The organism is Micrococcus sp. 63XJN7_8_ISO-PGPR-S23-253 (assembly GCF_056173425.1).
Window position 1 is genome coordinate 1,691,283 of sequence record NZ_CM149673.1, and the last position, 24,881, is coordinate 1,716,163.

Below are 24,881 nucleotides of genomic sequence, written 5' to 3' on the forward strand. Positions count from 1 at the left end.
TCGGGACGCTACGCCTGCCGCGGCGGGTCAAGGCAAGAGCCGGGGACCCGGGCCGGGGCTATCGTCGGGGGATGGACGTGCGGATCGGGACCTCCGGCTGGACCTACAAGCACTGGCGCGGGACCTTCTACCCGCAGGGGCTGCGGATCGCCGATCAGCTCGACCACTACACGGAGCGCTTCCGGACGGTCGAGCTCAACGGCTCCCACTACCGCTGGCCGGCGGACAGCACCGTCGAGGCATGGCGCGAGCGCCTGCCCGCCGGCTTCGAGATGGCCGTCAAGGCCTCCCGTTACCTCACCCACTACCGCAAGCTCAACGAGCCGCAGGACTGGGTGGAGCGCATCGTGCACACCCTGGACCTGGTCGGCGACCACGCCGGGCCGCTGCTGCTGCAGCTGCCGGCCAACCTGCACCGCGACGACGACCGGCTCGCCGGGTTCCTCGGCCTGCTGCCCGAGCGGGTGCGCGTGGCGGTGGAGGTCCAGCACGAGTCCTGGCTGGACGAGGACGTGTTCGACCTCCTCGACCGGCACGGGGCGGGGTTCGTGGTCTCGGTGATCGCCGGGCGGGAGCCGGTGCTGCGCGCGACCGGGCGCCTCGCCTACGTGCGCTTCCACAACGCGGACCCGGACTGGCGCTACGGCGGCTCGTTCTCCGACGCCGAGCTCGCACCCTGGGTGGGGCGGCTGCGGGAGCTGACGGGCGCGGACGACGGCGGCCCGGCCGGGGACGCGGCGGGCGCGCGGCCCGCCTACGTCTACTTCAACAACGACAACCACGGCCACGCCGCGTTCAACGCGCTGACGCTGCGCAGGATGGCGGAGACCGAAGCCTGACACATGCCGAGCGCATGCCTAGCGTGAGGAGGAAGCGGCGGCCGAGCGCCGCCGTCGTCCCCCGAGAGCACAGGAAGGCAGACGCACATGACCCTCATGCAGATCCCCACGGACCACGGCACGGTCGGGCTGAACGTGGAGGAGGCCGGCCACGGGCGTCCCGTGGTCCTCATCCACGGCTGGCCGCTGACCCTCGACTCCTGGAAGGACCAGGTCGCCGCGCTGTCCCCGCACTACCGCGTGATCACCTATGACCGGCGGGGCTTCGGCGCCTCGGAGAAGCCCGCCGGCGGCTACGACTACGACACGATGACCGCCGACCTGCACGGTCTGCTCACCGAGCTCGACCTGCGTGACGTGACGCTTGTGGGCTTCTCGATGGGCGGCGGCGAGGTGGCGCGCTACATGTCCCGATTCGGCGCGGACCGGATCCACTCGGTGGTGTTCGCCGGCGCGGTGCCCCCGTACCTGTTGAAGACCGACGACAACCCCGACGGCCCGCTGACCGAGAAGCAGGCCGCCGAGATGCGGGAGGGCCTGGAGAAGGACCGCGAGTCGTTCTTCGACGACTTCACGACGACGTTCTTCTCCACCCCTAAGCTGGCCGGCCTGACCAGCAGCCTGAAGGTCACCGAGGAGCAGCGCCAGGAGGCCATCCGGATGGCGCTGCAGTCCGACCAGACGGCGGCGCTGACCTGCATGGACGCGTTCGGAGCCACCGACTTCCGCCGCGACCTGCCGGCGGTGACCGTGCCGGCCTTGGTCCTGCACGGCGACGCCGACCAGATCGTGCCGTTCAAGGGCTCCGGCAAGCGGACGCACAAGGCGATCGACGGCAGCCGCGTCGAACTGGTCAAGGATGCCCCGCACGGCTTCAGCATCAGCCACTCCGAGGAGTTCAACCGGATCCTGCTGGAGTTCCTGGCGGAGTGAGGGCGCGGTGACCTTACGGCACAGTCAGGCCGGCAGTCGTTGCACTGTGCCGGTGGTGCTTGCGTGTGGTCGAGGTGGTGAGGGAGAGGTGATGAAGCGCCAGCGAACGGAATCCGACGAGGTGTCGGGTGAGGACGGCCCCCCGGAAGTCATCTCGCTCCCCTGGGCGATAGTGGGTCACCTGAGCACGGGTCTTGCCCTCATGCCGGGGGTGTGGCTTCTGTGGTGGTTGCTCAGCCAGGCCCTCGTCAGTCCTCTCGGCGGGTGGTTCTCGCTGGAACTCGCTGTGACCGCTGTGGTGGTCAGTTCGATCTTGGCCGCCTGTGGTGAGCGGCCTTTCGTGGTCGCAGCAGCCCACCCTTCCCCGGGTGGCTGGGGCTATGCCGTGTGGAGCTTCGTGGTTCCCCCGATCGTGGGAGGAATCGTCGGCTGGTTTGTCTCTGCGGGGGTTGCCGTGTGCGGCGCTGTCGCCATGTTCCTCGTCTTCGCCGCTGAGGCAGCGTGGCTCAAGATCTGGAAGCCGGGCATGAGTACGGCTGAGGTTCAGGAGGCATGAGGGAAGACCACGCAGATGACTCGAGACATGGCTGCAGAAGACCGCAGGGAGAAGGGCTGGGTGAATCACCCGAGGAAGTGGGAGGACCGGGACTGATGCACGTGTAGGTGACAGCCGTCGTCACGCCGCGTGAGCGGGCGTGTGGTCCATGATCAGCGCGTACTCGATAGGGGTCAGCCGGCTCAGACGGTCTTGCCGTCGGCGGCGGTGATAGGTCCTCTCGATCCAGGTGATGAGACCCGCCCGCAGCTCATCCCAGGTGGCCCATCGCCCTCGGTCGAGCACGTTCTTCTTAAGGAGGGCGAAGAAGGACTCCATGGCCGCGTTGTCCCCGGCTGAGCCGACCTGGCCCATCGAGCCGATCAGCCCATGACGGGTGAGCGCGTCCTGAAAAAGGCCAGACCGGAACTGCGAGCCCCCGGTCCGCGTGCACCAAGCACCCGGCCACCACGGCTGCACCGCCGCGGCGTGCGACGGCCTTGTTTCGCGCAGAGATTGAGCTTGCCCTCACCCGTGGGGTGCTCCCTGATGTTGGTCAGCCAGAGCCTGTTCCGCGCTTCTGGAGCGGGCTGGCGCACAGACCGAGGTGCTGTCGATCCATGACGGTGAGATTCAGGCGCGTGAGAACGATCTGGATGCAGCAGGCACGTTCACCGGTGACGGGGTGGTCGCAGACGCCTCTGTCACCCACCATGACGCCCTACTTCTCCCGGGCGGCACGGTGAACCCCGGCCGACTCCGGGTTGACCCCGACGCGGTCTCCTTCGTCCACGAATGCGTCGGAAGCGGCAAGTCCGTTGCGGCGATCTGTCTCGGGCCGTGGACGCTGAACGAGGCCGGCGTAGTCGAAGGTCGCACCTTGACGCCCTTCCCGAGCATCCGAACGGGCCTGCGCAACGCCGGTGCTGACGTCGTCGACCAGGACGTCGCGGTGGACGGGAACCTGATCACCAGCCGCTCGCCCGATGACCTGCCTGTGTTCTGCGATACGCTCGTGACGTAATTTGTGAGCAATTCGATCCAGGAAGAGGTGATGGCATGAGCGTGACGAAGGGACTGCTGGTCAGGCTGGAGGCCCTGCCCGGCAAGGAAGACGAGGTCCAGGAATTCCTCCGCATCGGACGAGGGCTCGTCGAGGAGGAGCCGGCCACCGTCGCGTGGTTCGCGATCCGCCTCGGCCCGTCCTCCTTCGGGATCTTCGACGTGTTCCCCGACGACGCCGGCCGCGACGCGCACCTGTCCGGCGCAGTTGCGAAGGCTCTCGGCGAGCAGACCGGCACACTGTTCAGCGAGCCGACGATCGAGAAGTTGGACGTCCTGGCCTCTAAGCTCCCCGCCTGAGACCACGACCCCGTCGAGCGTGCCGCTGTCCGATTCTCAGATCGCACAGCGGCACGCTCGTCACGACGGGGTCACGTCGGTGGCTGCCTGCAGTGCGGCGGCGAGGTAGCCCGCGGAAGCACCGACGCCCTGATCCGCGACGTGGGCGGGCGTACCAGCTGCAACCACGGTCCCGCCGGCGTCGCCCGCGCCGGGTCCAAGATCGATCACGTGATCGGCCACCGCGACAACGCGCATGTCCAGCTCCGCCGCGACGACCGTGTTGCCCGCATCGACCAGCGTCTGCAGGTGCGCGACGAGACGATCCGTGTCGGCGCAGTGGAGCCCGGACGTCGGCTCGTCCAAGACGTACAGCGTGTCTCCGCGTTGCGCGCGCTGCAACTCGGTTGCGAGCTTGACACGCTGCGCCTCACCCCCGGAGAGCTCGGTTGCCGGTTGACCCAGCCGGAGGTAATCGAGTCCGACGTCCGACAAAGCTGCCAGCGATCGAGTGATCTCCTCATCGCCCACGAAGAACAGGTTCGCCTCCTCGACGCTCATCGACAACACGTCAGCGATCGTGCGCCCTCGCCACGTGATCTCGAGCGTTGATGCTTTGTATCGGGTGCCGTGGCAGTCGGGGCATTCGGTGTACACGGAAGGCAGGAAGAGGAGCTCGACCATCACCGATCCCTCGCCCTCGCAAGTCGGGCAGCGCCCGCCGGCCACATTGAAGGAGAAGCGGCCAGGCTTGTACCCACGGGACCGAGCTTCCGGGGTGTCCGCGAAGCGACGACGCACGTGATCGAACAGCCCGGTATAGGTGGCGACGTTCGACCGCGGGGTCCGGCCGATGGGCCGCTGGTCGATGACGACCAGCCGCTGCACACCGGTGACGGGCCCGGCGACGCGCCCATCGAGATGTTCCGGCGCATCCGCGAGGAGCGACTCGTCGCTGACCGGCTCGTCATCGGCCCGGACAGCCAGGCCAAGGCGATCGCCGAGCAGCGACGGAAGGGCCTGGCTGACCAGACTCGACTTGCCGGACCCGGACACGCCCGTCACCGCGGTGAAGACCCCCAGAGGGATATCGACCGTGAGGTCGTGCAGGTTGTTCCGCGTCACGTTCTCCAGGCGCAGCCAACTGCGTGCCTCACGGGGTGTGCGAAGAGGGAGACCGCGGCCGCCGAAGAGGTATCCGCGTGTCACGGACTCCGTGACACCGGCGAGACCGTCGGGCGGGCCGCTGTAGAGCACGCGGCCGCCGTGTTCACCGGCACCGGGGCCGATGTCGACCAGCCAGTCCGCGTGCCGCATCACAGCCACGGAGTGTTCGACGATGAACAGGCTGTTCCCTCGCCCCTTGAGTCCGTCCAGAATCTCGAGGAGCGCCGCCACGTCCTGCGGATGCAGCCCCGCCGATGGTTCGTCGAGGACGTAGACGACCCCGAAGAGATCAGAGCTGAGTTGCGTCGCGAGCCGGAGTCGCTGCAGCTCGCCGCCCGACAGCGTTGGCGTCGTCCGACTCAATGACAAGTAGCCGAGTCCCAGATCGACCAGTGGACGAAGCCGCTGCAGCACCCCTAAAGCGAGCTGGACCGCAGCAGCATGCTTCTCTGGCGCTGGGCTTGCGGTGGGTCGCACATCGGAGGAGGCGGCCTCGTGATCGTCCACGCGTGCGACGACTCCCGAGAGGATCGTGGCGAGTTCCCGGAGCGGCAGTTGGGAGAATTCGGCGATGTCGAATCCTTCGAACGTGACAGACAGCGCCTCGGGCTTCAGCCGCTTGCCATCGCAGACCGGGCAGATCGCAGCGGTGAGGAACTGTGCGACGCGCCGTTTCATGGAGGCGCTCTTCGTGTTCGCGAACGTGTCCAGGATGTACCGGCGAGCCCCGACGAATGTGCCCGAGTAGCTCGGCTCCACGCCTGCATCGATCGCAGCTTTAAACTCAGAGAGCGTGAGCCGGGAGTGGACCGGGACGAAGGGGGTCTCATCGGTATACAGGATCCAGTCCCGGTCCTTCTTCGGAAGGTCCCGCCACGGCACATCGACGTCGTAACCGAGAGCGACCAGCACGTCGCGCAGCTGATGCCCGTGCCACGCGGTCGGCCAGGAAGCGATGGCGCGTTCGCGGATGGTGAGCGATGGGTCGGGGACCATCTGCTCCTCGTTCACCGTGTACACGCGGCCGATGCCGTGGCATTCCGAGCAGGCCCCTTGGACCGTGTTCGCGGAGAAGTCCTCCGCATACAGCATCGGCTGTCCATCCGGGTAGTCCCCGGCCCTGGAGTACAGCATTCGCACCAAGCTCGACAATGTGGTGATGCTGCCCACGGTCGATCGGGCGTTCCCGGAACCCCGCTGCTGCTGCAGGGCGACCGCCGGCGGCATCCCCGTGATCGAGTCGACATCGGGCACTCCCGCCTGATCGATCAGACGGCGGGCGTACGGCGCGACCGACTCCAGATAGCGTCGCTGAGACTCGGCGTACAGCGTCCCGAACGCCAGCGAGGACTTTCCCGAACCGGACACACCGGTGAAGACGACCGTTGCATCGCGCGGCACCGTGAGGTCGACATCCTGCAGATTGTGTTCGCGGGCGCCGAGAACGCGAACGTCGGGCTGCACGGAGAGCCTCGGCGGCACGAACGAAGAGGATTCAACCATGGTCGAATGTTAGCCACGCACGGAACGGTCGGACGATCTGCGTCCGGAGGAGAGGGCTTCTGCACCGGTGAGGGCCGATGCCCCCACTTCCCGTCTCCGGCAGGCGCGCGGCGTCGTCGTCGGCGGCGTGGGCACGGACGGCGGCGAGCGTGGCCTCGTCCATCAGCTCCAAGATGGCCGGGACCAGCCCGTCCCCGGTGATCGCGGCGATGGCCGCCGCACCGGCGGTCACTTTCGGGCGAAGGCGCCCACCGTGTGCACGGCGCCCGGGACGTGGGGCCCCAGGGCGAGCACGGCCTGCGCGATCACGCCGAACGCGCCCTCGGAGCCGATCATCAGCGCAGTGAGCTCATAGCCCGTGACGCCCTTCACGGTGCGGTGCCCGAGGGACATCACGCTGCCGTCCGCGAGGACCACCTCGAGGCTCGACACCGCCTCCCGGGCGACGACGCCGTGGCCCGGGTGGCCGGCGTCTACCTCGAGTCCTCCACGCGCGCCGACGTGCCCCTGTACGAGCGGCTCGGGTTCCGCGAGACCGGGCCCATCAACGCCTACGGCACCGAGGACCCCACCGGCATGTGGTGGGTGGCCTGACCACGCCCACCCCGCGCCTGCATACCCGCGGCCCGGGAGTGACATCATGGACCTCGGCTCGCGCTGATACCGGATCTCGTGACGTGACACCGGGTATCGTGAGCCACGCCACTACACTGTGCCTCCACTGATAAAGGAGCAACCCCCCATGCCGACCCTGCGAACCGTCCCCCTCTCCGCCGCCACGCGGGAGGACCACCTCGCCCGCCTCCGGGCCACCAGCCCGGAGGCCCCCCTCGACATCCTGATCGTGGGCGGCGGCTCCACCGGCGTGGGCGCCGCGTTCGACGCGGCCACCCGCGGCCTCGACGTGGGCATCGTCGAGGCCCGCGACTGGGCCTCGGGGACCTCGTCCCGCTCCTCCCGCCTCATGCACGGTGGCCTGCGCTACCTCGAGATGCTGGACGTCAAGCTGGTGTACGAGGCGCTGCGGGAGCGCGACCTGCTGCTCACCCAGACCGCGCCCCACCTGGTGCGCCCCCTGCGCTTCGTCTTCCCGTTCTTCCACAAGGTGATCGACCGCGGCTTCATCGGCGCCGGCGTCACCATGTACGACGCCATGCAGTCGCTCGGCCGCCGCCGCGCGATGGGCACGCACCGCCATCTCAGCCGCCGCTCCATGGCCGCGACCTTCCCCTCCCTCGACGACGAGAAGATCGTCGGCGCGGTGGAGTACGCCGATGCCCAGTTCGACGACGCCCGCCTGGCGATGATGCTCGTGCGCTCCGCCGTGGACCACGGCGCCGTGGCCGCCAACTACACCGCCGTCACCGGCTACCTGCGCGGCGACGACGGCCGTGTGCAGGGCGTGCGTGTCCGCGAGGAGACCTCCGGTGAGGAGTTCGACGTGCACGCGCGCGCCGTCATCCTGGCCGGGGGCGTGTGGACCCAGGAGCAGCAGGAGCTGGCCGAGGCCGACGGCGGCCTCGAGGTGCTCGCCTCCAAGGGCGCCCACATCACCGTCCCGCGCGACCGCATCCGCGCCGACGCCGCCACCGGCGTGATCACCAAGACGGAGAAGTCCGTGCTGTTCCTCATCCCGTGGGACGAGTACTGGGTGATCGGCACCACGGACACCCCGTGGGCGGAGGACGTGGCCCATCCGGCCGCCACCGCGGACGACATCGACTACATCCTCGAGCACGCCAACGCGGTGCTGAAGGAGGACCTCACGCGTGACGACGTGGTCGCCACGTACGCCGGCCTGCGCCCGCTCCTGCAGCCGGTCACCGGATCCGACGGCGGCTCCACCAAGATCTCCCGTGAGCACACCGTCACCGAGGTGGCCCCCGGCCTCACCGCCGTGGCCGGCGGCAAGTGGACCACGTACCGGGCCATGGCCGAGGACGTCGTGGACTTCGTGGTGCGCGAGACCCACCCGACCCGTCCCAGCCTCACCGAGCGCATCCCCGTGCTCGGCGGCCTCGGATACTCGGAGATCGAGGCGGAGGCGGACCGCATCGCCGCCGACTACAGCCTGGACGAGGCCCGCGTGGACCGGCTCCTGTTCCGCTACGGCACCGTGCTGCGCCACGTGCTCGACCTGATCGACGCCGACCCGTCCCTGAGCGTCCCTCTCGCCGAGGCGCCGCGCTACCTGCGCGCGGAGATCGTCCACGCCGCCCGGGCCGAGGGCGTCGTCCACCTGGACGACGTCATCGAGCGCCGCACGCGCCTGTCCACCGAGGTCCGCGACCGCGGCGTCGCGGCGGCCGAGGAGATCGCGTCCCTCGTGGCCCCCGAGCTGGGCTGGGATGAAGCGCGCATCGCCGGTGAGATCCGCGCGTACAAGGACCTCGTCGCCGCCCGCCTCCGCGGCGAGACCGCCCACGACGACGTCACCGCCGCCGCCGCGCTCGCAGCCGCCGACGCCGCCCCCACCCACTGAAAGGAGCCCGTCCATGGGCACGATCTTCCTGCATGAGATCGCCGGCACGGCGATCCTCCTCCTGCTCGGCGTCGGCGTCGTCGCCAACGTCGTCCTGACGAAGACCAAGGGCAACGGCGGAGGTTGGCTGCTCATCAACTTCGGCTGGGGGCTGGGCGTCTTCGCGGGCGTCTACGTCGCTTCCGCGACCGGCGCGCACCTGAACCCCGCCGTGACCGTCGGCCTGCTCGTCAGCGGCGCCGAGGAGTACGCCCCCGGCATCGCCGTGACCCTCGGCACCACGCTCGCGTACTTCGCGGCGCAGCTGATCGGTGCCTTCCTCGGCGCGGCCCTGGCCTGGCTGGCCTACCGCGACCACTACCGGGCGGAGACGGACCAGGGGGCGATCCTGGGCACCTTCGCCACAGGCCCCGAGATCCGCAACCCGCTGTGGAACATGGTCACCGAGGTGATCGCCACGTTCGTCCTGGTGTTCGTGATCCTGCTCTTCGGCTCCACCCCCTCCGGGCTCGGCCCGCTCGCGGTGGCCCTGCTCGTCGTCGCGATCGGCGCGAGCCTGGGCGGCCCCACGGGGTACGCCATCAACCCGGTGCGCGACCTGGGCCCCCGCCTGTTCCACGCCGTCGCGCCGATCCGGCACAAGGGCAGCTCGGACTGGGGCTACGCCTGGGTGCCGATCGTCGGCCCGCTCGTCGGCGCCGTCCTGGCCGGCCTCGCCGCGCCTCTGTTCGCCTGAGCAGCCCGTCCCTCTGAGCAGTCCGCCCGTCCGCCCCGGGCGGGCACGTTCCCCCGCGGGAACGTGCCCGCCACCCCCACACCCCCGTGACCACCTACGAAGGAGTAGGACATGACCACCCCCCGCTACGTGATGGCCATCGACCAGGGCACCACGTCCACGCGCGCGATCCTCTTCGACCACAGTGGGGCCATCGTGTCCACTGGTCAGCGCGAACACGAGCAGATCTTCCCGCGCGCCGGCTGGGTGGAGCACGACCCAGTGGAGATCTGGACGAACACCCGCGAGGTCATCGGCGAGGCCCTGGCCCGCGCCGAGGTGACCCGACACGACGTCGCCGCCGTGGGCATCACGAACCAGCGTGAGACCACCGTGGTGTGGGACCGCAACACCGGCAGGCCGGTGTACAACGCCATCGTGTGGCAGGACACCCGCACCGACCGCCTCTGCGAGCGCCTGGCCGGCGACGTCGGCGCGGACCGCTACAAGGAGCGCGTCGGGCTGCCCCTGGCCACGTACTTCTCCGGCCCCAAGGTGGCCTGGATTCTGGAGAACGTGGACGGGGCCCGGGAGGCCGCCGAGAACGGCGACCTCATCTTCGGCACCACGGACTCGTGGCTCGTGTGGAATCTCACCGGCGGCGGCGAGGGCGGCCGGCACGTCACCGACGTCACCAACGCCTCCCGCACCATGCTGATGAACCTGGACACCCTCGACTGGAACGAGGAGATCTGCGCGGACATGGGCATTCCGATGTCCATGCTCCCGGAGATCGTCAGCTCCTCCGCCGAGGTGGGCACCGTGTCCGGCCAGCAGCTGCTGCGCGAGACGCCGATCACCGGCATCCTGGGCGACCAGCACGCGGCGACCTTCGGCCAGGCGTGCTTCGAGGTCGGCCAGGCCAAGAACACGTACGGCACCGGCAACTTCATGCTGATCAACACCGGCGAGGAGCCGGTGCACTCGGACAACGGCCTGCTCACCACGGTGGCATACCGCATCGGCGACCAGAAGCCGGTGTACGCGCTGGAGGGCTCGATCGCCGTCACCGGCTCGCTGATCCAGTGGCTGCGGGACAACCTCGGCATGATCGGCAGCGCCCCGGAGGTCGAGACCCTGGCCGCCGGTGTGGGGGACAACGGCGGCGTGTACTTCGTCCCCGCGTTCTCCGGCCTCTTCGCCCCACACTGGGACGCCGCGGCCCGCGGCGCCATGGTGGGCATGACCCGCTACGTCAACAAGGGGCACATCGCCCGCGCGGCGCTCGAGGCCACCGCCTTCCAGAGCCGCGAGGTCCTGGACGCCATGAACGCGGACTCCGGCGTGGACCTCACCGAACTGAAGGTCGACGGTGGCATGGTCGCCAACGAGCTGCTCATGCAGTTCCAGGCGGACCTGCTGCGCGTGCCCGTCGTGCGCCCCAAGGTCATCGAGACCACCGCCCTCGGCGCCGCCTACGCCGCAGGCCTGGCGGTGGGGTTCTGGGCGTCCCAGGACGAGCTCGTGGCCAACTGGGAGGAGGACAAGCGCTGGGAGCCCACCATGGACGAGGAGGAGGCTGAGCGCGCCCTGCGGCTGTGGAAGAAGGCCGTGGAACGCTCCCGCGACTGGGTCGACGAGGACGTCGTGGCGGCCCAGGGCTGAGCCGTCCGGCCCGTAGGCTGGTCCGGCCGGCCCCGTGCGCCCCGTGCGCCCCGGGCCGGTCCGGGCCGGTCCGGGCCGCCCCGGCCCCTCCGGAAGGATCCTGTGCAGGACTACCTCGCCTCCCTCGTCGACAGACGCCCGCCGTGCGATCTCTGATCGACACGGCAGCCATGGCCGTGATCGGCTTCATCCTCCGCCCCATTGGCTCGCTCCCAGCGAGGGCCAGATCCGTGGCCTTCTCCGTGTGGCGCCCGTAGCAGGCTTCGCCTGGTACATGGGTGGCCCCGCAGACATGTACGCCGCGCCGGCCATCCTTGGGACCCTGTCCTGGGTTGGGATCATGTTTGTCCGAGTCCGACACGCCTGATCTACGGCACCGCGACACATGGCCGTGGCGGCGACGGGTGAGGACCCGGGCCACGTTCGTGCTGCAGCAAGCGGTTCCTGCCGAAGTCAATCCGTGCGGATGATGCACCAGCACTCGCTGAACCGTCGCGCACGCAGATCATCTCGCCGCATCCAGATTTCGAGACTGGAAGCGTCACCGAACCAGCCATTCAAGGTGGTCCACGATTCAATCTCGGCGAGGAGGACGTAATCGCCGCCCTCGGCAGCCAGCGGCAACGCGGCGGGCAAGATCTCCTCTCGTGGCCCCAAGTCCCCGGTGGAGCTATGACCCAGCAAGCGCGTGGAAGGAATGGGGTGCGGCTCCCGCTGGGCAGGGTGGCGCTGCGCCACCCATGCAGAGTCCAGCTCATCGATGGCCGCGTCAGCCGCTGTGAACGTCCCGTCCGTCAGCCCGTCGAAATCCAGAGGCGAGGGGATCGTCCAGCCTGGATAGAACAGTCCGAGCTGAGCCGTTGAACCAGGTGCATTGGAGTCGTCATCGCATTCGACGAGAGGTGGACGGGCCTGACTGGGGTCGTCCGCGTGCCATGTGACCAGCCAGCCTCGCGCTTCAACGTCGTCCGGTTCATACCCATAGGTCTCCAGATCATGGAAGACCTGGATGTACCCGTCCTCCGGCAGCAATTCCGCGGCTTCGTCAGGCCAGCCGCGCTCCTTCGGATCCCCGAGCGCAGCGTGGGCATCGCCCAGGTGGAAGGTCGCGACGTGGGCCATTGCTGAGCCTGCGGCGGTCCGAGGCCACCCCCCGAGTGAGACGGCCGGCCCGCCCAACCAGCTGATCCGTGCGCCCGTACGCCAAAGATCATCCACGTCGTCGCGGCCCGCGGAGAAGGAATTCTCGCTGAACACTGGACTCTGTCGCGGATGGAAGACCGCCGGGTCCACCCCTGCCTCAACCAACCAAGCCACAGCTGCGCTGCGCATTCCGTGAATCGGTGCCGACCCCGCCATGAAGAACTCCGTTCAGACAGCCGCCTGCCCTCGCCGGTGCGCGAGGGCAGGCGGGCAATGAAAATCAGGCAATCAGATGGTCACACCACAGTGGCGAAGAAGTGCAACCCCGATCTGGTGCTGCTTTGTGTAGCCCTGCCTGTGAACCCAACCGCGCCTTCCCGGTCGTCCTCCAGGCACGCAGAAGCCCCCACACCGACATGGTCGGTGCAGGGGCCTCTGCTCGGCTCCCCCGGTTGGATTCGAACCAACAACCCTTCGCTTACGCGGGCAAGTCGTATGGTGCCCGCCAGCTCGACTCGTCTCGACTGATTCGCGTGACCCATTGCGCCGGCACCCACGCATTCCGCGGGGCAGCGTCTGGGGCCGGGATCCAGTGCAGGAGCACGTGCGTGCGAGACCACCGGGCTGCCTTCGCATCCACAACCTCGTCAGGCAGCTTCACCCGGACGTACGGCTCACGCCGGTACAGGGCACTGCCGATCTCGTCCACGGACTGCCACGCCGGCCCATCGAACACCTCAACTCCGCCTGCAAGCACCAGCCGAGGAAACATCACCGCGTGGACGGGATAGGCCACAGCCGCCATCGCGGGCGCTCAAGCCGCCCCGCGCCCCGGCTGCCCGGACGCCCGGGCGGGCCGCGCCCGCCGACCGCTCGCTGCGCTCCCGGCCGGCGGGCCTAGGAGCCGACACACTCGCCCCCGACAGAGCGCCAAAAATCAGAAACCGCCCGCCTTTCGGCCCACGGGGTTCTGTCCAGACTTTTGCCCACCCTCAGAACCCTTCCCATGGTCCTTCCCCCGAGCGCGCCAAAAGGGTCTGCCATGAGTTTGCTTGACACGAGTTATCAGGCGGCGGCAGCCGCCTGGACTGATTGAACCATCTCGAACTCGACAGGGGTGAGTCTCCCGAGACGGGCCTGCCTACGACGGCGGTGATAGGTCCGCTCGATCCAGCTCACGATCGCGAGCCGGAGCTGGTCGAAGGACTCCCAGCGACGCCGATTCAGCACGTTCTTCTGCAACAGCGCGAAGAAGGATTCCATTGCCGCGTTGTCCCCAGCAGCACCGACCCTGTCCATCGACCCGACCAGGCCGTTGACCCGGAGCGTCTCCACGAATCGCCTGGCTCGAAATTGCGATCCTCGATCCGAATGCACCCGGCAACCCTGCACCTCGGCCTTGCCTCCACGCCGGGCCAGAGCCATCTGCAGGGCATCCACAGCCAGCTACGAGCTCATCCGCCGATCGATCGAGTAGCCCACGATCCGGTTCGAGAACACGTCCTTGACCGCGCAGAGATAGAGCTTGGAATCCCCGGCCCAATGCTCTGAGATGTCCGTGAGCCACAGCTGGTTCGGCTTCTCAGCGCGGAACTCACGACGAACCAGATCATCATGAACGGCAGGGCCAGGACGCTTGCCCGAGCCGCGACGGATCGAGTGGCAGCAGCGGACCTTCACGAGCCGACAGGCCTTCAACACCTGATGGTCCGACACGGCCAGGCCACGGCCGCGGAGCGCATCAGCCAGGAACCGGTATCCGAACTCCGGGTCATCGGCATGGGCATCGAGGGCGGCGTTGGCGGCATGCGCGTCGGACCATTCCCGCTCGCTGACAGGTTCGGCCAGCCACTGGTAGTAGGCCTGACGGGAGAACCCGAGGACCCGGCAGGAGAGTTTCACGGGAATCCCGTCGCGGGCCAGGTCCTTCACGACGGGATAGGTCATTTTGGGGACTGACCCAACTTCAGGTTCGCCTGGGACAGATACGCGGCCGCACGCCGTAGGACCTCGTTCTCCATCTCCAACTCGCGGTTGCGGCGCTTGAGAGCCTTCAGCTCCTCGTTCTCAGCCTTGGTGATGCCGGGCCGGATCCCGGCCTCGACATCATCCTGGGCCAGCCAGCGCCGTAGGCAGGACTCGGCGATGCCGAAGTCCTTAGCGACCTGCGCGATCGGCATCTGACCCTTACGGGCGATCGCGACCACGTCCTGGCGGAACTCTCGGGGGTATGCAGCGGGCATGGGGTCATCCTTCCAGCAGTCCCTCCCGGGACCACAGATCAGATGTCAACCAAACTCACGGCAGACCCGGAAGCCAAGGCTGAACGTCGGCGGAAGGTTCTGGTCGGAGCGGGAGCGCTCACCGCCATCGCCGTGGTCGGCGGGCTGGTGACGCTCGCCGTGATTCAGAATCCTCCGCCCCAGGCTCGGGAGGACATTGAGATCGCCGGGCTGCAGACCTTCGAGGGGCTCAGCGCTAACCACGTGAGCACCCCTGTGGACTACGAGCAGTCGCCGCCGGTGGGTGGCGATCATGCCAGCGCCTGGCTCAACTGTGGGGTCTACACCGAAGCGGTACCCAACGAGAATGCCGTGCACGCTTTGGAGCACGGTGCCGCCTGGGTCGCCTACGATTCCGAGGCGCTCTCACAGGAGCAAGTCGATGCCCTGCGGACGGCCCTACCGGCCGCCTATGTCGTCCTGGCCCCCTACGAGGGCCTGGATTCGCCCATCGTGCTTTCGGCCTGGCAGGCGCAGGTGGCGGTGGATTCCCCGGAGGATGAACGGATCGAGCAGTTCGTGGCCGAGTACTGGCACTCCCCCGACGCGCCTGAGCCCGGGGCGGCCTGCACCGGCGGCCTCGACGCCCCTGGTCGGATCGCATAAGCGCTCTTCCCGACACCGACCGTCCGGTCCGACAGGATCCACGTTGAGGCGAGCCCTGCTGGTCCTCCCCGTCGGCGTGGTCCTCAGGGCCGTCGGCCGGGCTGAGGGGCGGCTGGTCACACCTGCGTCATCCCTGCCCGTAAAGGAGTCCGCGGGCCTCCGTGGCCGGCGATCTTCACGGAACCTTCAAGGTTGAGCCCTTCACCCGCGTCGGCGGGGCGGTCTACGGTCGATGGCAGGGCGGGCCGGCGAAGGCCGGTGCGTCGGATCAGATCGACGAAGGAGCACATCATGACCCATCACGTGAGCGCCATGCTGGACACCTACCCAAAGAATGTGGGCAACATCGACCGGCAGAAGCTGGCCGAGTGCATCCAGGCCTGCTTCGAGTGCGCCCAGACCTGCACGGCCTGCGCGGACGCCTGCCTGGCCGAGGACATGGTGGCCGACCTGAGGCAGTGCATCCGGTTGAACCTGGACTGCGCCGATGTTTGCGCCGCCACAGGCCGGATGCTGTCCCGGCAGACCGGCAACAACGTCGAGACCACCCGCGCCCTGCTCGAGGCCTGCCGGGCCGCCTGCAAGACGTGCGGGGACGAATGCGAGAGCCACGCCCAGATGCACGAGCACTGCAAGGTGTGTGCCGAGGCCTGCCGCCGGTGTGAGCAGGCCTGCGCGGACCTGCTCGTCACCCTGGGTTGAGCCTGCTGATGACCGTTCCCCCTTGAGGGCGGCCAGTCGTCCATGACGCGCGCAGGGAACCCGGACCACCGTGCTCCCTCGCCGCGGAAGGCTCCCATGGACTCGGAGAAGTATCAGAGGGTCAGGAACGGTGCCGGATTCGTCGCGGCGCTGGGCCAGAGCGGGGGCAGCACCCCGGCGGCCTTGCACCTCTACGTGATCGACAAGGATGCCTACTCCGGCCCAGAGGAGATGTTCGACCTGGTACAACAGGTGCGCACACGTATCATCACCAGCCCCAGCTTCGACGGTGAGCGCGTCATGGGGGCCATCCTGTTCGAGAACACAATGAACCGCCAGGTGGAGGGTTCCCCCACGGGCGACTACCTGTGGAACAGCAAAGGCATCGTGCCCTTCCTCAAAATCGACCAGGGCTTGGCCCCGGAACAGCAAGGCGCCCAGCTCATGAAACCCATCCCGCACCTGGATGACTTACTGTCTCGACCGTCGAAAAGCACATGTTCGGGACGAAGATGCGCTCGGTCATCAAGCTGCCCGGGGACGGGGTGGGCTCCGTCGTGGAGCAGCAGTTCGGGCTCGCCCGTCAGATCCTCGTTACCGGGCTGGTGCCCATCATCGAGCCCGAGGTGGATATCCGCAGCCCCCGCAAGGCCGAGGTGGAGGACCAGCTCAAGGCGGCAATCCTCGCCCAACTGGACAAGCTCGGAGACGACCAGTCGGTCATCCTCAAAGTGACGCTGCCGGAGCGGGCGGACTTCTACCGCGAGTTCGTGGACCATCCCCGAGTGATCCGCGTCCTGGCCCTGTCGGGCGGCTATACCCGGGCCCAGGCCACCACCCTGCTGGCCCGCAACCACGGCGTGATCGCCAGCTTCTCCCGCGCCCTGACCGAAGGGCTGAGTACGGCCCAGAGCCCAGCGCAGTTCAATGCGGTGTTGGATGAGGCCATCAACGCGATCGCGACGGCCTCTCGCACCTGACCGGAGGCCATAGGACCGCTGCGGTAGTCCGCGGCCGCCGAAGCGGTGTCCGACCACCCCCCCCATTCCTGGGGCCGGGCACCGCCTCAGCGGCGTCTGCCGCGCAGTTCAACGGGCAGCCACCGAGGAGCGCACGAAGTCCTGGCGCACCCCCACGGCGCGGTCGGTGCGCCGGATGGACTCGCCGCCGTCGTCGACGGTTCCGGTGAGGGCCCGGATCGCGTCGATGTTCTCGGGGACGACGATCGCCTGGTTGTCCACCGTGTAGGTGTAGTACAGCTCGTTGCCGTCCACGGTGAGGATGTCTTCCCAGAGGGCCACCTCATACATATCACCCCGGGGCCGGCCCAGGTCCTCCATGAGTTCCACGGTGCTATTGACCGCCACGACGCCGTCCGAGCGCCGGACGAAGGCGATCCGCGGCATCGCCCGGAACGCCTCCAACACCTCCTGCTTCTCGGCCGGGCGGGTGAGCTCGATCGTCCAGTAGTGCAGGTGGTTCTGAGTGTGGGCTCCCTTGGCGGCCATGGTGACCACGTCCAGGTCCGGGACCACCGACTGGGCGTCGGGCCCCTGATGGCTGGGGATTCGGCCCTCGGGGACGATGGTGTTCATGATCCCGGAATGGTCCGATTCCCACGGATCGGTGGCCCGGCGGATGAGCACCCCCCGGGCCTTGGACAGCAGTCCGACGTCCTTCAGCGCGGTAAGGGCCCGGACGGTGGCGGTGGTATTGCAGGACACCACCCGGGTGCTGTCCCGGCCCAGGGCGGTGGCGTAGTTGGCGTGGGCGACGAAGGAGTGGCCGGTGAGATCGTGCTTCTCCCCGCCCTGGAACACGGATTTGACCCCGTGGGCACGGTAGAGCTCCAGGTTGCCGGCGCCCACCTGGGCCGGGGTGCAGTCCACCACGACGTCAACGTTCTCGAGCAGGTCGTGCAGGCCTCCGACGACGGGAAGGCCGGCATCCGCCATCACCGGTATGGCCTGTTCGGTAGAGGCGTAGACGGGGATACCCTTCCCGGCCGCAGTCGCGATCCGGTAGTCAGCGATGACGTCACTGACTCCGACCAGCGCCATGTCCTCCTGGGCCCGGACCGCGTCGGCGACGCGTTTGCCGATGACCCCGTACCCGTTCACCGCGACCTTGATCTTGTCCTGCATGCTCGTCTCCTTTCCTGGAGGACCCGTTCCGGTTTCGGGGTCTATCGCCAGCCGCGTCTCACCGGATGCCCGCAGCGGACGACGGTGCTCAGAGCTTGTCGAGCATCTGTTGCATTTCGGTGATCTCGGCCTCCTGGTCGGCGATGACCTGCTCGGCGAGCTGCACGGCCTGCGGGTTCTGGCCGTCCTTGGCCTCGTCCTTGGCCATGTCCACGGCGCCCTTGTGGTGGGCGGTCATCTGCTCCAGGTACAACCGGGCGGCCTCGGTGCCCTGGGCCTGGTCGAGGGCGGTCATGTCCTCCTCGGACATCATCCCGGACATCCCGCCGTGGTCCATGCCCTCCATACCGTCCATGCCGTCCGTGTCCACGGGGTCTTGGCCCCAGGCGGTGAGCATGGAGTTCATGCGCTTGATCTCCGGCCCCTGGGCGTCGATGACCTTCTGGGCGAACGCGGCCACCTCCGCCGGGACGTCATCCTTGGCCAGCAGCATCTCGCTCATCTCAACGGCCTGCTGGTGGTGCGGGATCATCATTTGGGCGAACATCACGTCCGCGTCGTTGTGCTCGGCGGAGACCTCCTCAGCCGAACCGGTCGCCGTGGTGGACGGTGTCGCGGTGGCCGTGGCCGCAGGGGTGGCGGCCGGGGCGGAGCTGGTCGCAGTGGCCGAGGCCTCAGCGCCGGCGTTCTCGTCCTGGGCGCCGGTGCCGCAGGCGGTCAAGGTCAGGGCGGAGGCCAGGGCCAGGGCGGTCAGCGTCATGGTGCGTTTCATGGTGGGTCCTTCCATAGTGGGTTGAGGGTTCATATCAGAGTTCGCGCCAAGAGGCGCGATCAGGAGGTCGCGGGTTGAAGGGCAGCCTCCGGCCGGGAGGCGCCGAGGGGGGCCAGGTGGCCCGGGTCCAGGTTGATCCGGCGCAGCAGTTGGGCGTTGAGGGCGACCACGATGGTGGAGGCGGACATCAGGATCGCGCCCACCGCGGGGGAGAGCACGAACCCGATCGGGGCGAGCACGCCGGCGGCCAGCGGCACGGCGAGCACGTTGTAGCCGGTGGCCCACACCAGGTTCTGGATCATCTTGGTGTAGCTGGCCTGGGAGAGCTCGATCATCGACAGCACCGCGCGGGGGTCGTTGCTGGCCAGCACAACGCCGGCGGACTCCATGGCCACGTCGGTGCCGGCGCCGATGGCGATGCCGACCTCGGCCCGCGCCAGTGCCGGGGCGTCGTTGACGCCGTCGCCCACCATGGCCACGGACAGTCCCCGGGACTGCAACTCGGTGACCTTGGTGTCCTTGTCCTGGGGGAGGACCTCGGCGAAGACCTCGTCGATGCCCAGGTCCGCCCCGACGGCCTCGGCGACCTGGCGGGCATCGCCGGTGATCATCGCGACCTTGATGCCGCGGGCGTGCAGGGCGGCCACGGCGGCCCGGGACTCGGGGCGGACCTTGTCCTCCACGGCGACCGCGCCGATAACGGACCCCTCGCGCAGCACGTGCAACACCCCGGCCCCGCGTGCGGTCCAGGAGGCGGTGTGCTCAGTGATCTCCGCCGGCATGGTCAGGTTAAGCTCGCGCAGCATGTTCGGGCCCCCGACGAGGATCTCGGAGCCGTCCACGGTGGCGCGCACCCCGCGGCCCATGGCAGCACTGAAGTCCGTGCCGCGCTTGCGCAACGTGCTGGCCTGCGGGTGCTGCCCGGCGGCGGTGACGATGGCCCGGGCCACGGGGTGCTCGCTGTCAGCCTCGGCCGCGGCGGCCACCGCCAGCAGTTCTGCCTCGGACACGCCGGGCATCGCGGTGACGGCGGTGACGACGTGGGCGCCCTCGGTCAGGGTGCCGGTCTTGTCGAACAGGACCACGTCGATGGTGCGCATCCGCTCCAGGGCCATCCGGTCCTTGATCAGGACCCCGGACTTGGCGGCCTTCTCCGTGGAGAGGGCGATCACCAGCGGGATGGCCAGGCCCAGGGCGTGCGGGCAGGCGATGACCAGCACGGTCACGGTGCGGGTGACCGCGTCGGTGGGCTGGCCGATCGCGGTCCACACGATCGCGGTGATGATCGCCGCGACCAGGGCGAACCAGAACAGCAGGGCCGCCGCCCGGTCGGCCAACGCCTGGGCGCGGGAGGAGGATTCCTGGGCGTCGGCGACCATCCGCTGGATCCCGGCCAGGGTCGTGTCGGTCCCGACGGCGGCCACCTTCACCCGCACGGTGTTGTCGGTGGCCACGGTCCCAGCGACCACCGTGTCCCCGGCCTGGCGCAGCACAGGCTTCGACTCCCCGGTGATCATCGCCTCGTCGAACTCCGCGGCGCCCTCGAGGATGGTCCCGTCGGCCGGCACCCGGGCCCCGGCCCGCACTAGCACCACATCGCCCACGGCCAACTCGGTGATCGGCACGGTGATGGTGTCACCGTCCACGACCTTCTCGGCCTCCTCCGGCAGCAGCGCCGCCAGCGCGTCCAAGGCGGAGGAGGCCGCGCCCAGGGCGCGCATCTCCATCCAGTGGCCCAGCAGCATGATGACCACCAGCAGCGCCAGCTCCCACCAGAAGTCCAGCATCAGGTCCCCGATGCCCAGGGTCGTGACCCAGGAGGCGACGAAGGCCACCGTGATGGCCATCGCGATCAGCAGCATCATCCCGGGCTGGCGGGCGCGCAACTCGGTCAGCCCGCCCTTCAGAAAGGGCATGCCGCCATAGAGGTAGATCACGGTGCCCAGCACCGGGGCGATCCACGCCGAGCCCGGGAACTCGGGGACGTGGTAGCCCAGCAGCTGCCCGACCATGTGGCTGAAGAACACCACCGGGATGGAGAGCACCAGTGAGACCCAGAACCGGTTCTTGAACATCGCGGTGGAATGCCCGGCGTGCTGACCGTGGTCGTGGACCTGGTGGTCCTCGTCCAGGGCCGAGTGGGCGTGGCCCTGGGGCATGGCCTGACCGTGGGTGTCGGCGTCCGCGGGGTGGTGGGCGGCATGGTCGGTGTGGTTGGCGTGGCCGGCGTGGGGGTTCGGGTCTGGGTGTTCGGCGGTCTGGTCGGTGGGGTGATCGTGGTGGTGCGGGGTGCTCACGGTGTTCCTTCTGCTCGGCGGTCTGTTCGGCGACCGGCTCGGCGGTGGGGCGCCGACCTCGAGGGGATGGGTCGGTTAGATCCGGACGCGGTAGCCGGCCGCTTCGATGGCCGTCCGCACGGAGTCCGCGGAGGCGGGCCCGGTCACGGTGACGGGGGAGGCCCCGCCGGCGACCAGTTCGACCCGGACATCGTCCACCCCGTCCAGGGCGCTCACGGCCTCGGCGACGGAGCCCACGCAGTGTCCGCAGGTCATGCCCTCCACCTGGTAGGTCGCGGCGCCGGCGCTCGTCCCGGTTGGGTCGGCACTCTGGCGCCCGGCGGGGGCGGTGGCGTCGGCGGCTGGGGCGCAGCACGAGCAGCCGTTGGTGGCCCCCGGCAGCGGGGTGCGGGCGGATTCGGTCATGACGGTCTCCTTCAGGTCTGAGGGCGGCGCCGGACGGCGCCTCTCCTCTTGGTATATACCCCCCGGGGGTATCATTCAAGGGGTGGAGCGCCCGTGTTCACGGTGGATAAACGGGTGCGCCGGTAGGTGGGCTGGTCGGGGGGCTGCTTGGTGGGCAGGTCGATGGTGAACGTCGACCCGGCCGTGGTGGAGGTGGCGCTCAGGGTGCCGCCGTGGGTCTGGATGAGAGCTCGGGAGATGGCCAGGCCGACCCCGGAGCCGCCGTGGTCACGGTCGCGGGCGGTGTCCCCGCGGTAGAAGCGTTCGAAGATGTGCGGCAGGTGCTCGGGAGAGATCCCCTCCCCGGTGTCGGTGACGCTGAGCGTGACCCCGGACGGGCTTTGTCGGGCCTCGAGGGTGACCCGGCCCCCGGCCGGGGTGTGGCGCAGGGCGTTGGTGAGCAGGTTGCTCAGGACCTGGCCCATGCGCTGGCGGTCCACGTCCACGGCCAGGCCCGGATCGGCGTCCATGGTCAGGGCCACGCCCTTGGTGGCGTAGGCCTCCTTGTGGGCCTCGGTCGCGGCATGCAGCAGCCCGCTGACCCCTTGGGGGCTGCGGTCCAGTTCGATCCGGCCCTCCTCGGCGCGGGAGACGTCGTTGATGTCCTCCACCAGCCGGGTCAACCGGGCCAGCTGCTCGCCCATCAGCTCACCGGTGGGCTCGTCCCAGTGGGACACCCCGTCTTGCAGGGCCTCGTGGTAGACGGTCAGCACGGAGACGGGGGTGCGCAGCTCGTGGGCCAGGTCCGAGAGCATCCGTCGACGGGTGTCCTCGGTGCACTGAAGCCGTGCGGCCATGGTGTTGAAAGACCCTGCCAGCTCCTCCACCTCGGTGCCGGCGCCCATGGCCGGCACGCGGGTGTCGTACCGTCCACCGGCCATGGCCTTGGCCGCCTGGGTCAGGGCGTTGATCGGACTCTGGATCCGGCGGGCGACATGCCAGGTCAATGCCAGACAACAGATCAAGGCCGTGGCCAGGGCCACGCCCAGGGTCCAGAAATTGGCGTCCCGGTAGGCCTGCTCCACGTGCAGCATCTGGGCTGCATCGTGTCCGGCCCCGGCCTGTTCCAGGTGCTCGTGGAACAGTGGTGGGCCGGCCAGGGAGGCCACCACCACCGCGGCCAGCACGCTGGCCCCCACCACCAGCAGCTGGGCGAGGAAGAACCAGGCCGCTAATCCTTGGTAGCGCCGCCGGCCGGTCATTGCTCCGCCATCCGGTAGCCGACCCCGCGGACGGTGTCGATATAGCGGGCCGGGTCCGCGTCGAGCTTGCGGCGCAGGTTCTTGATGTGCACGTCCACGAGCCGTTCATCGCCCACCCAGGCCGGGTCCCAGACGATATCGATCAGCTGGCGCCGGGAGAAGGCCTGGTGCGGGCGCCCCGACAAGGCGGCCAGCAGGTCGAACTCCGTGCGCGTTAGTTGCACCACCTGGCCCGACACGCGGGCCTCGTGGGCGGCCAGGTCGATGACCAGGTCACCGCAGACCCGTTCCGGTTCGGGGGCTGACACCGTTGTGCGCGGCCGGCGCATGACCGCCCCCACCCGGGCGACCAGCTCCCGGACGCTGAAGGGTTTGGTGATGTAGTCATCGGCCCCCACCGCCAATCCCTCCAACCGGTGGTGCTCATCGCCGCGGGCGGTGAGCATCAGCACATAGCACTCGGAGAAGGCCCGCACCCGCCGGCACACCTCGATCCCGTCCAGCCCGGGCAGGCCCAGGTCCAGGACCATCACGTCGGGCTCGTGAACCCGGGCGGCCTGCACTGCGGCCGGGCCGGTGTGGGTGAGGGCCACCTCGTAGCCGGCCCGCTCCAGGTAGGTGGCCACCATGCGCGCCAGCGGCTTCTCGTCATCGACCACCAACACCCGGCCGGCCGCCGGACCAGTCCCAGTGTCAGTCCCAGTGCCAGTGCCAGAGTTCATGGGTCCAGTCTCGCTCTGTCTCCCGCCCCGGCGGCTCAGAACGGTGCCGGGGCGGGGAATCTTCATCGAATCTTCAAGGCAAACCGCCCCATCCCGGCGCGTCACCGGCCGACAATGGTAGAAGACCCGCCTTTTGGCCCGGGGCGGAAAGGCTCCATGACCCCCCTGACCCGCAGAACCCTGATCGCCGGCGGGCTGACCCTGCTCGGCGCTGGCACCCTCACCGCCTGCGCCGCGCCGAACCCCGCGACATCCCCGGCGGCCGGCACCGGCACGCAGGGCGCCGGCACGGCCATCACCCACGTCCATGCCCTCACCCGGGACCCCGAGTCCGGTGAGGTGCTGCTGGCCACCCACCAGGGCCTGTTCCGGCTCCAGGACGGGGAGCTGACCCAGGTCGGTCCGGTCGTGGACTTCATGGGTTTCACCCTGACTCCCGAGGGCCGCTACCTGGCCTCGGGTCACCCCGCGCCGCGCACCGACCTGCCCGAGCCGCTGGGCCTGGCCGAGTCCACCGACCGGGGCCAGAGCTGGACGGTGCTCTCCCGCGGCGGCGCATCCGATTTCCACGCCCTGGCCGCCGGCCCGAACGGGGTCCTCGGCTTCGATGGGCAACTGCGCGCCAGCACCGACGGCCTCACCTGGCAGAGCCTTGAGATCCCCGTCGCCCCGGCATCGCTGGCGATCTCCCCCCAAACCGGGACCGTGCTGGCCACCACCGAAACCGGCATGTTGCGCTCGACCGACCACGGCGCGACCTGGACCACCCTGGACACCCCCCAGCTGATGCACCTGGTCGCCTGGGCCGATGACACCACCGCCGTGGGCGCCGGCACCGAGGGACACCTGCTGACCAGCACCGACGCCGGCGACACCTGGACCGCCAGCGACCGCCCGGTCGGCACGGCCACCGCCCTGGGAACGGGCATCACCGACGACGGGCAGACCGAAGCGCTGCTGGTCGTCGGCTCGACCGTGCTGTCCACCACGGACGGCGGGAACACCACCGAATCGCTGCTGTGACCTCCTCCCGCCGCCCCCTGTCCGGCCGGCCCGCCCTTCGAACCGTTCTGGGCACCCTCGTGTTGATCCTGGGCCTGCTCGGGATGCACGCTGGTACGGGCACCAGCGCGGCTTGGGTCGCCACCGGTACGGCCGCCGCCACAACTGTTCATCACCTCGGGCCGGGGGCCATCGGTCCGGCCGGCATGGTGCCCGAGGTCGTGCTCCCGGCCGAGCCTGCCGGGGATGAGGCAGCCGACCCCGGGCTGCCGGTCTGTGCCCTGGAGGCCGTGGACGATACCTGCGCCTCGGCCCTGACCAAGGCACCTGTCGTGTCCCACTTGGCCTCCCGGGCCCTCCTGCCTATTCCCGGTGGGGGACTGAT

General features: G+C 69.1%; 22 protein-coding genes and 2 pseudogenes. 13 read left to right on the top strand and 11 right to left on the bottom strand.

Annotated elements, in window-relative coordinates; translation table 11 throughout:
* The first annotated feature begins 77 nt into the window (after positions 1-77).
* From AC0VX4_RS07795 to AC0VX4_RS07805, 3 genes are all read left to right on the top strand, one after another.
* Positions 78-839, top strand: coding sequence for a DUF72 domain-containing protein (locus AC0VX4_RS07795; RefSeq protein ID WP_081091253.1), 762 nt, complete (start codon positions 78-80; stop codon positions 837-839).
* Between the two features lie 87 nt (positions 840-926).
* Positions 927-1,772 carry an alpha/beta fold hydrolase gene (locus AC0VX4_RS07800; protein ID WP_145033153.1) on the top strand — a complete coding sequence of 282 codons (846 nt, stop codon included), beginning with the start codon at positions 927-929 and terminating at the stop codon, positions 1,770-1,772.
* Between the two features lie 91 nt (positions 1,773-1,863).
* Positions 1,864-2,328 carry a hypothetical protein gene (locus AC0VX4_RS07805; protein WP_145033150.1) on the top strand — a complete coding sequence of 155 codons (465 nt, stop codon included), beginning with the start codon at positions 1,864-1,866 and terminating at the stop codon, positions 2,326-2,328.
* 120 nt (positions 2,329-2,448) lie between these two features.
* Here AC0VX4_RS07805 and AC0VX4_RS07810 read toward each other — a convergent pair.
* Positions 2,449-2,903: pseudogene (locus AC0VX4_RS07810) on the bottom strand (integrase core domain-containing protein); the annotation flags it as partial.
* Between the two features lie 11 nt (positions 2,904-2,914).
* Between AC0VX4_RS07810 and AC0VX4_RS07815 the strand changes: the two are divergent.
* On the top strand, positions 2,915-3,331 hold the full coding sequence (locus tag AC0VX4_RS07815) for a DJ-1/PfpI family protein (RefSeq protein ID WP_438616435.1): 417 nt from the start codon (positions 2,915-2,917) through the stop codon (positions 3,329-3,331).
* A 35-nt stretch (positions 3,332-3,366) separates the two neighbouring features.
* Complete coding sequence (locus AC0VX4_RS07820; protein ID WP_145033142.1) at positions 3,367-3,669, top strand: putative quinol monooxygenase; 303 nt, start codon at positions 3,367-3,369, stop codon at positions 3,667-3,669.
* A gap of 60 nt (positions 3,670-3,729) precedes the next feature.
* Here the strand turns inward: AC0VX4_RS07820 and AC0VX4_RS07825 are convergent, their stop codons facing one another.
* Both AC0VX4_RS07825 and AC0VX4_RS07830 read right to left on the bottom strand, forming a co-directional pair.
* Positions 3,730-6,318, bottom strand: coding sequence for an excinuclease ABC subunit UvrA (locus tag AC0VX4_RS07825; protein WP_475464180.1), 2,589 nt, complete (start codon positions 6,316-6,318; stop codon positions 3,730-3,732).
* A 228-nt stretch (positions 6,319-6,546) separates the two neighbouring features.
* On the bottom strand, positions 6,547-6,750 hold the full coding sequence (locus AC0VX4_RS07830) for an FAD-binding oxidoreductase (protein ID WP_475464181.1): 204 nt from the start codon (positions 6,748-6,750) through the stop codon (positions 6,547-6,549).
* Between the two features lie 21 nt (positions 6,751-6,771).
* On the opposite strand from AC0VX4_RS07830, the gene AC0VX4_RS07835 reads away from it, so the two are divergent.
* The 4 genes from AC0VX4_RS07835 (at position 6,772) to glpK (ending at position 11,180) form a co-directional block, all read left to right on the top strand.
* Positions 6,772-6,912 (top strand): hypothetical protein, encoded by a 141-nt coding sequence (locus AC0VX4_RS07835; RefSeq protein ID WP_475464182.1) that lies wholly within the window; start codon positions 6,772-6,774, stop codon positions 6,910-6,912.
* A 148-nt stretch (positions 6,913-7,060) separates the two neighbouring features.
* On the top strand, positions 7,061-8,800 hold the full coding sequence (locus AC0VX4_RS07840; RefSeq protein WP_145033130.1) for a glycerol-3-phosphate dehydrogenase/oxidase: 1,740 nt from the start codon (positions 7,061-7,063) through the stop codon (positions 8,798-8,800).
* Positions 8,801-8,813: 13 nt separating this feature from the next.
* A complete protein-coding gene (locus AC0VX4_RS07845; protein WP_060775543.1) occupies positions 8,814-9,536 on the top strand; it encodes an MIP/aquaporin family protein in 723 nt (240 codons plus the stop codon).
* Between the two features lie 111 nt (positions 9,537-9,647).
* On the top strand, positions 9,648-11,180 hold the full coding sequence (gene glpK / locus AC0VX4_RS07850) for a glycerol kinase GlpK (RefSeq protein ID WP_060775542.1): 1,533 nt from the start codon (positions 9,648-9,650) through the stop codon (positions 11,178-11,180).
* 453 nt (positions 11,181-11,633) lie between these two features.
* Here the strand turns inward: glpK and AC0VX4_RS07855 are convergent, their stop codons facing one another.
* The gene (locus AC0VX4_RS07855) at positions 11,634-12,539 is read right to left on the bottom strand and encodes a DUF1963 domain-containing protein (RefSeq protein WP_081091317.1); all 906 of its coding nucleotides are present in this window, start codon (positions 12,537-12,539) and stop codon (positions 11,634-11,636) included.
* Between the two features lie 849 nt (positions 12,540-13,388).
* Positions 13,389-14,566: pseudogene (locus AC0VX4_RS07860) on the bottom strand (IS3 family transposase).
* A gap of 42 nt (positions 14,567-14,608) precedes the next feature.
* Here AC0VX4_RS07860 and AC0VX4_RS07865 point away from each other — a divergent pair.
* The 3 genes from AC0VX4_RS07865 (at position 14,609) to AC0VX4_RS07875 (ending at position 16,893) form a co-directional block, all read left to right on the top strand.
* Entirely contained in the window at positions 14,609-15,211 is a 603-nt protein-coding gene (locus AC0VX4_RS07865; RefSeq protein ID WP_060775539.1) for a DUF3105 domain-containing protein, read from the top strand.
* 291 nt (positions 15,212-15,502) lie between these two features.
* On the top strand, positions 15,503-15,913 hold the full coding sequence (locus AC0VX4_RS07870) for a four-helix bundle copper-binding protein (RefSeq protein WP_002854316.1): 411 nt from the start codon (positions 15,503-15,505) through the stop codon (positions 15,911-15,913).
* A 497-nt stretch (positions 15,914-16,410) separates the two neighbouring features.
* Positions 16,411-16,893: a beta/alpha barrel domain-containing protein gene (locus AC0VX4_RS07875; RefSeq protein ID WP_017488143.1), complete on the top strand. Its 483-nt coding sequence runs from the start codon at positions 16,411-16,413 to the stop codon at positions 16,891-16,893.
* Positions 16,894-17,001: 108 nt separating this feature from the next.
* Here the strand turns inward: AC0VX4_RS07875 and AC0VX4_RS07880 are convergent, their stop codons facing one another.
* The 6 genes from AC0VX4_RS07880 to AC0VX4_RS07905 all read right to left on the bottom strand — a co-directional run bounded on the left by AC0VX4_RS07880 (position 17,002) and on the right by AC0VX4_RS07905 (position 23,494).
* Positions 17,002-18,057 carry a type II glyceraldehyde-3-phosphate dehydrogenase gene (locus AC0VX4_RS07880; protein WP_363738240.1) on the bottom strand — a complete coding sequence of 352 codons (1,056 nt, stop codon included), beginning with the start codon at positions 18,055-18,057 and terminating at the stop codon, positions 17,002-17,004.
* A gap of 88 nt (positions 18,058-18,145) precedes the next feature.
* Positions 18,146-18,829, bottom strand: coding sequence for a DUF305 domain-containing protein (locus tag AC0VX4_RS07885; protein WP_002854313.1), 684 nt, complete (start codon positions 18,827-18,829; stop codon positions 18,146-18,148).
* 59 nt (positions 18,830-18,888) lie between these two features.
* Entirely contained in the window at positions 18,889-21,126 is a 2,238-nt protein-coding gene (locus AC0VX4_RS07890) for a copper-translocating P-type ATPase (RefSeq protein ID WP_475464183.1), read from the bottom strand.
* A gap of 75 nt (positions 21,127-21,201) precedes the next feature.
* Complete coding sequence (locus AC0VX4_RS07895) at positions 21,202-21,531, bottom strand: heavy-metal-associated domain-containing protein (protein WP_115260611.1); 330 nt, start codon at positions 21,529-21,531, stop codon at positions 21,202-21,204.
* 71 nt (positions 21,532-21,602) lie between these two features.
* Positions 21,603-22,772 carry a HAMP domain-containing sensor histidine kinase gene (locus AC0VX4_RS07900; RefSeq protein ID WP_475464184.1) on the bottom strand — a complete coding sequence of 390 codons (1,170 nt, stop codon included), beginning with the start codon at positions 22,770-22,772 and terminating at the stop codon, positions 21,603-21,605.
* A complete protein-coding gene (locus AC0VX4_RS07905) occupies positions 22,769-23,494 on the bottom strand; it encodes a response regulator transcription factor (protein ID WP_017488138.1) in 726 nt (241 codons plus the stop codon). Before AC0VX4_RS07905 ends, AC0VX4_RS07900 begins: the two co-directional genes overlap by 4 nt.
* Positions 23,495-23,650: 156 nt before the next feature.
* On the opposite strand from AC0VX4_RS07905, the gene AC0VX4_RS07910 reads away from it, so the two are divergent.
* The gene (locus AC0VX4_RS07910; protein ID WP_475464185.1) at positions 23,651-24,517 is read left to right on the top strand and encodes a F510_1955 family glycosylhydrolase; all 867 of its coding nucleotides are present in this window, start codon (positions 23,651-23,653) and stop codon (positions 24,515-24,517) included.
* Positions 24,518-24,881: the final 364 nt, after the last annotated feature.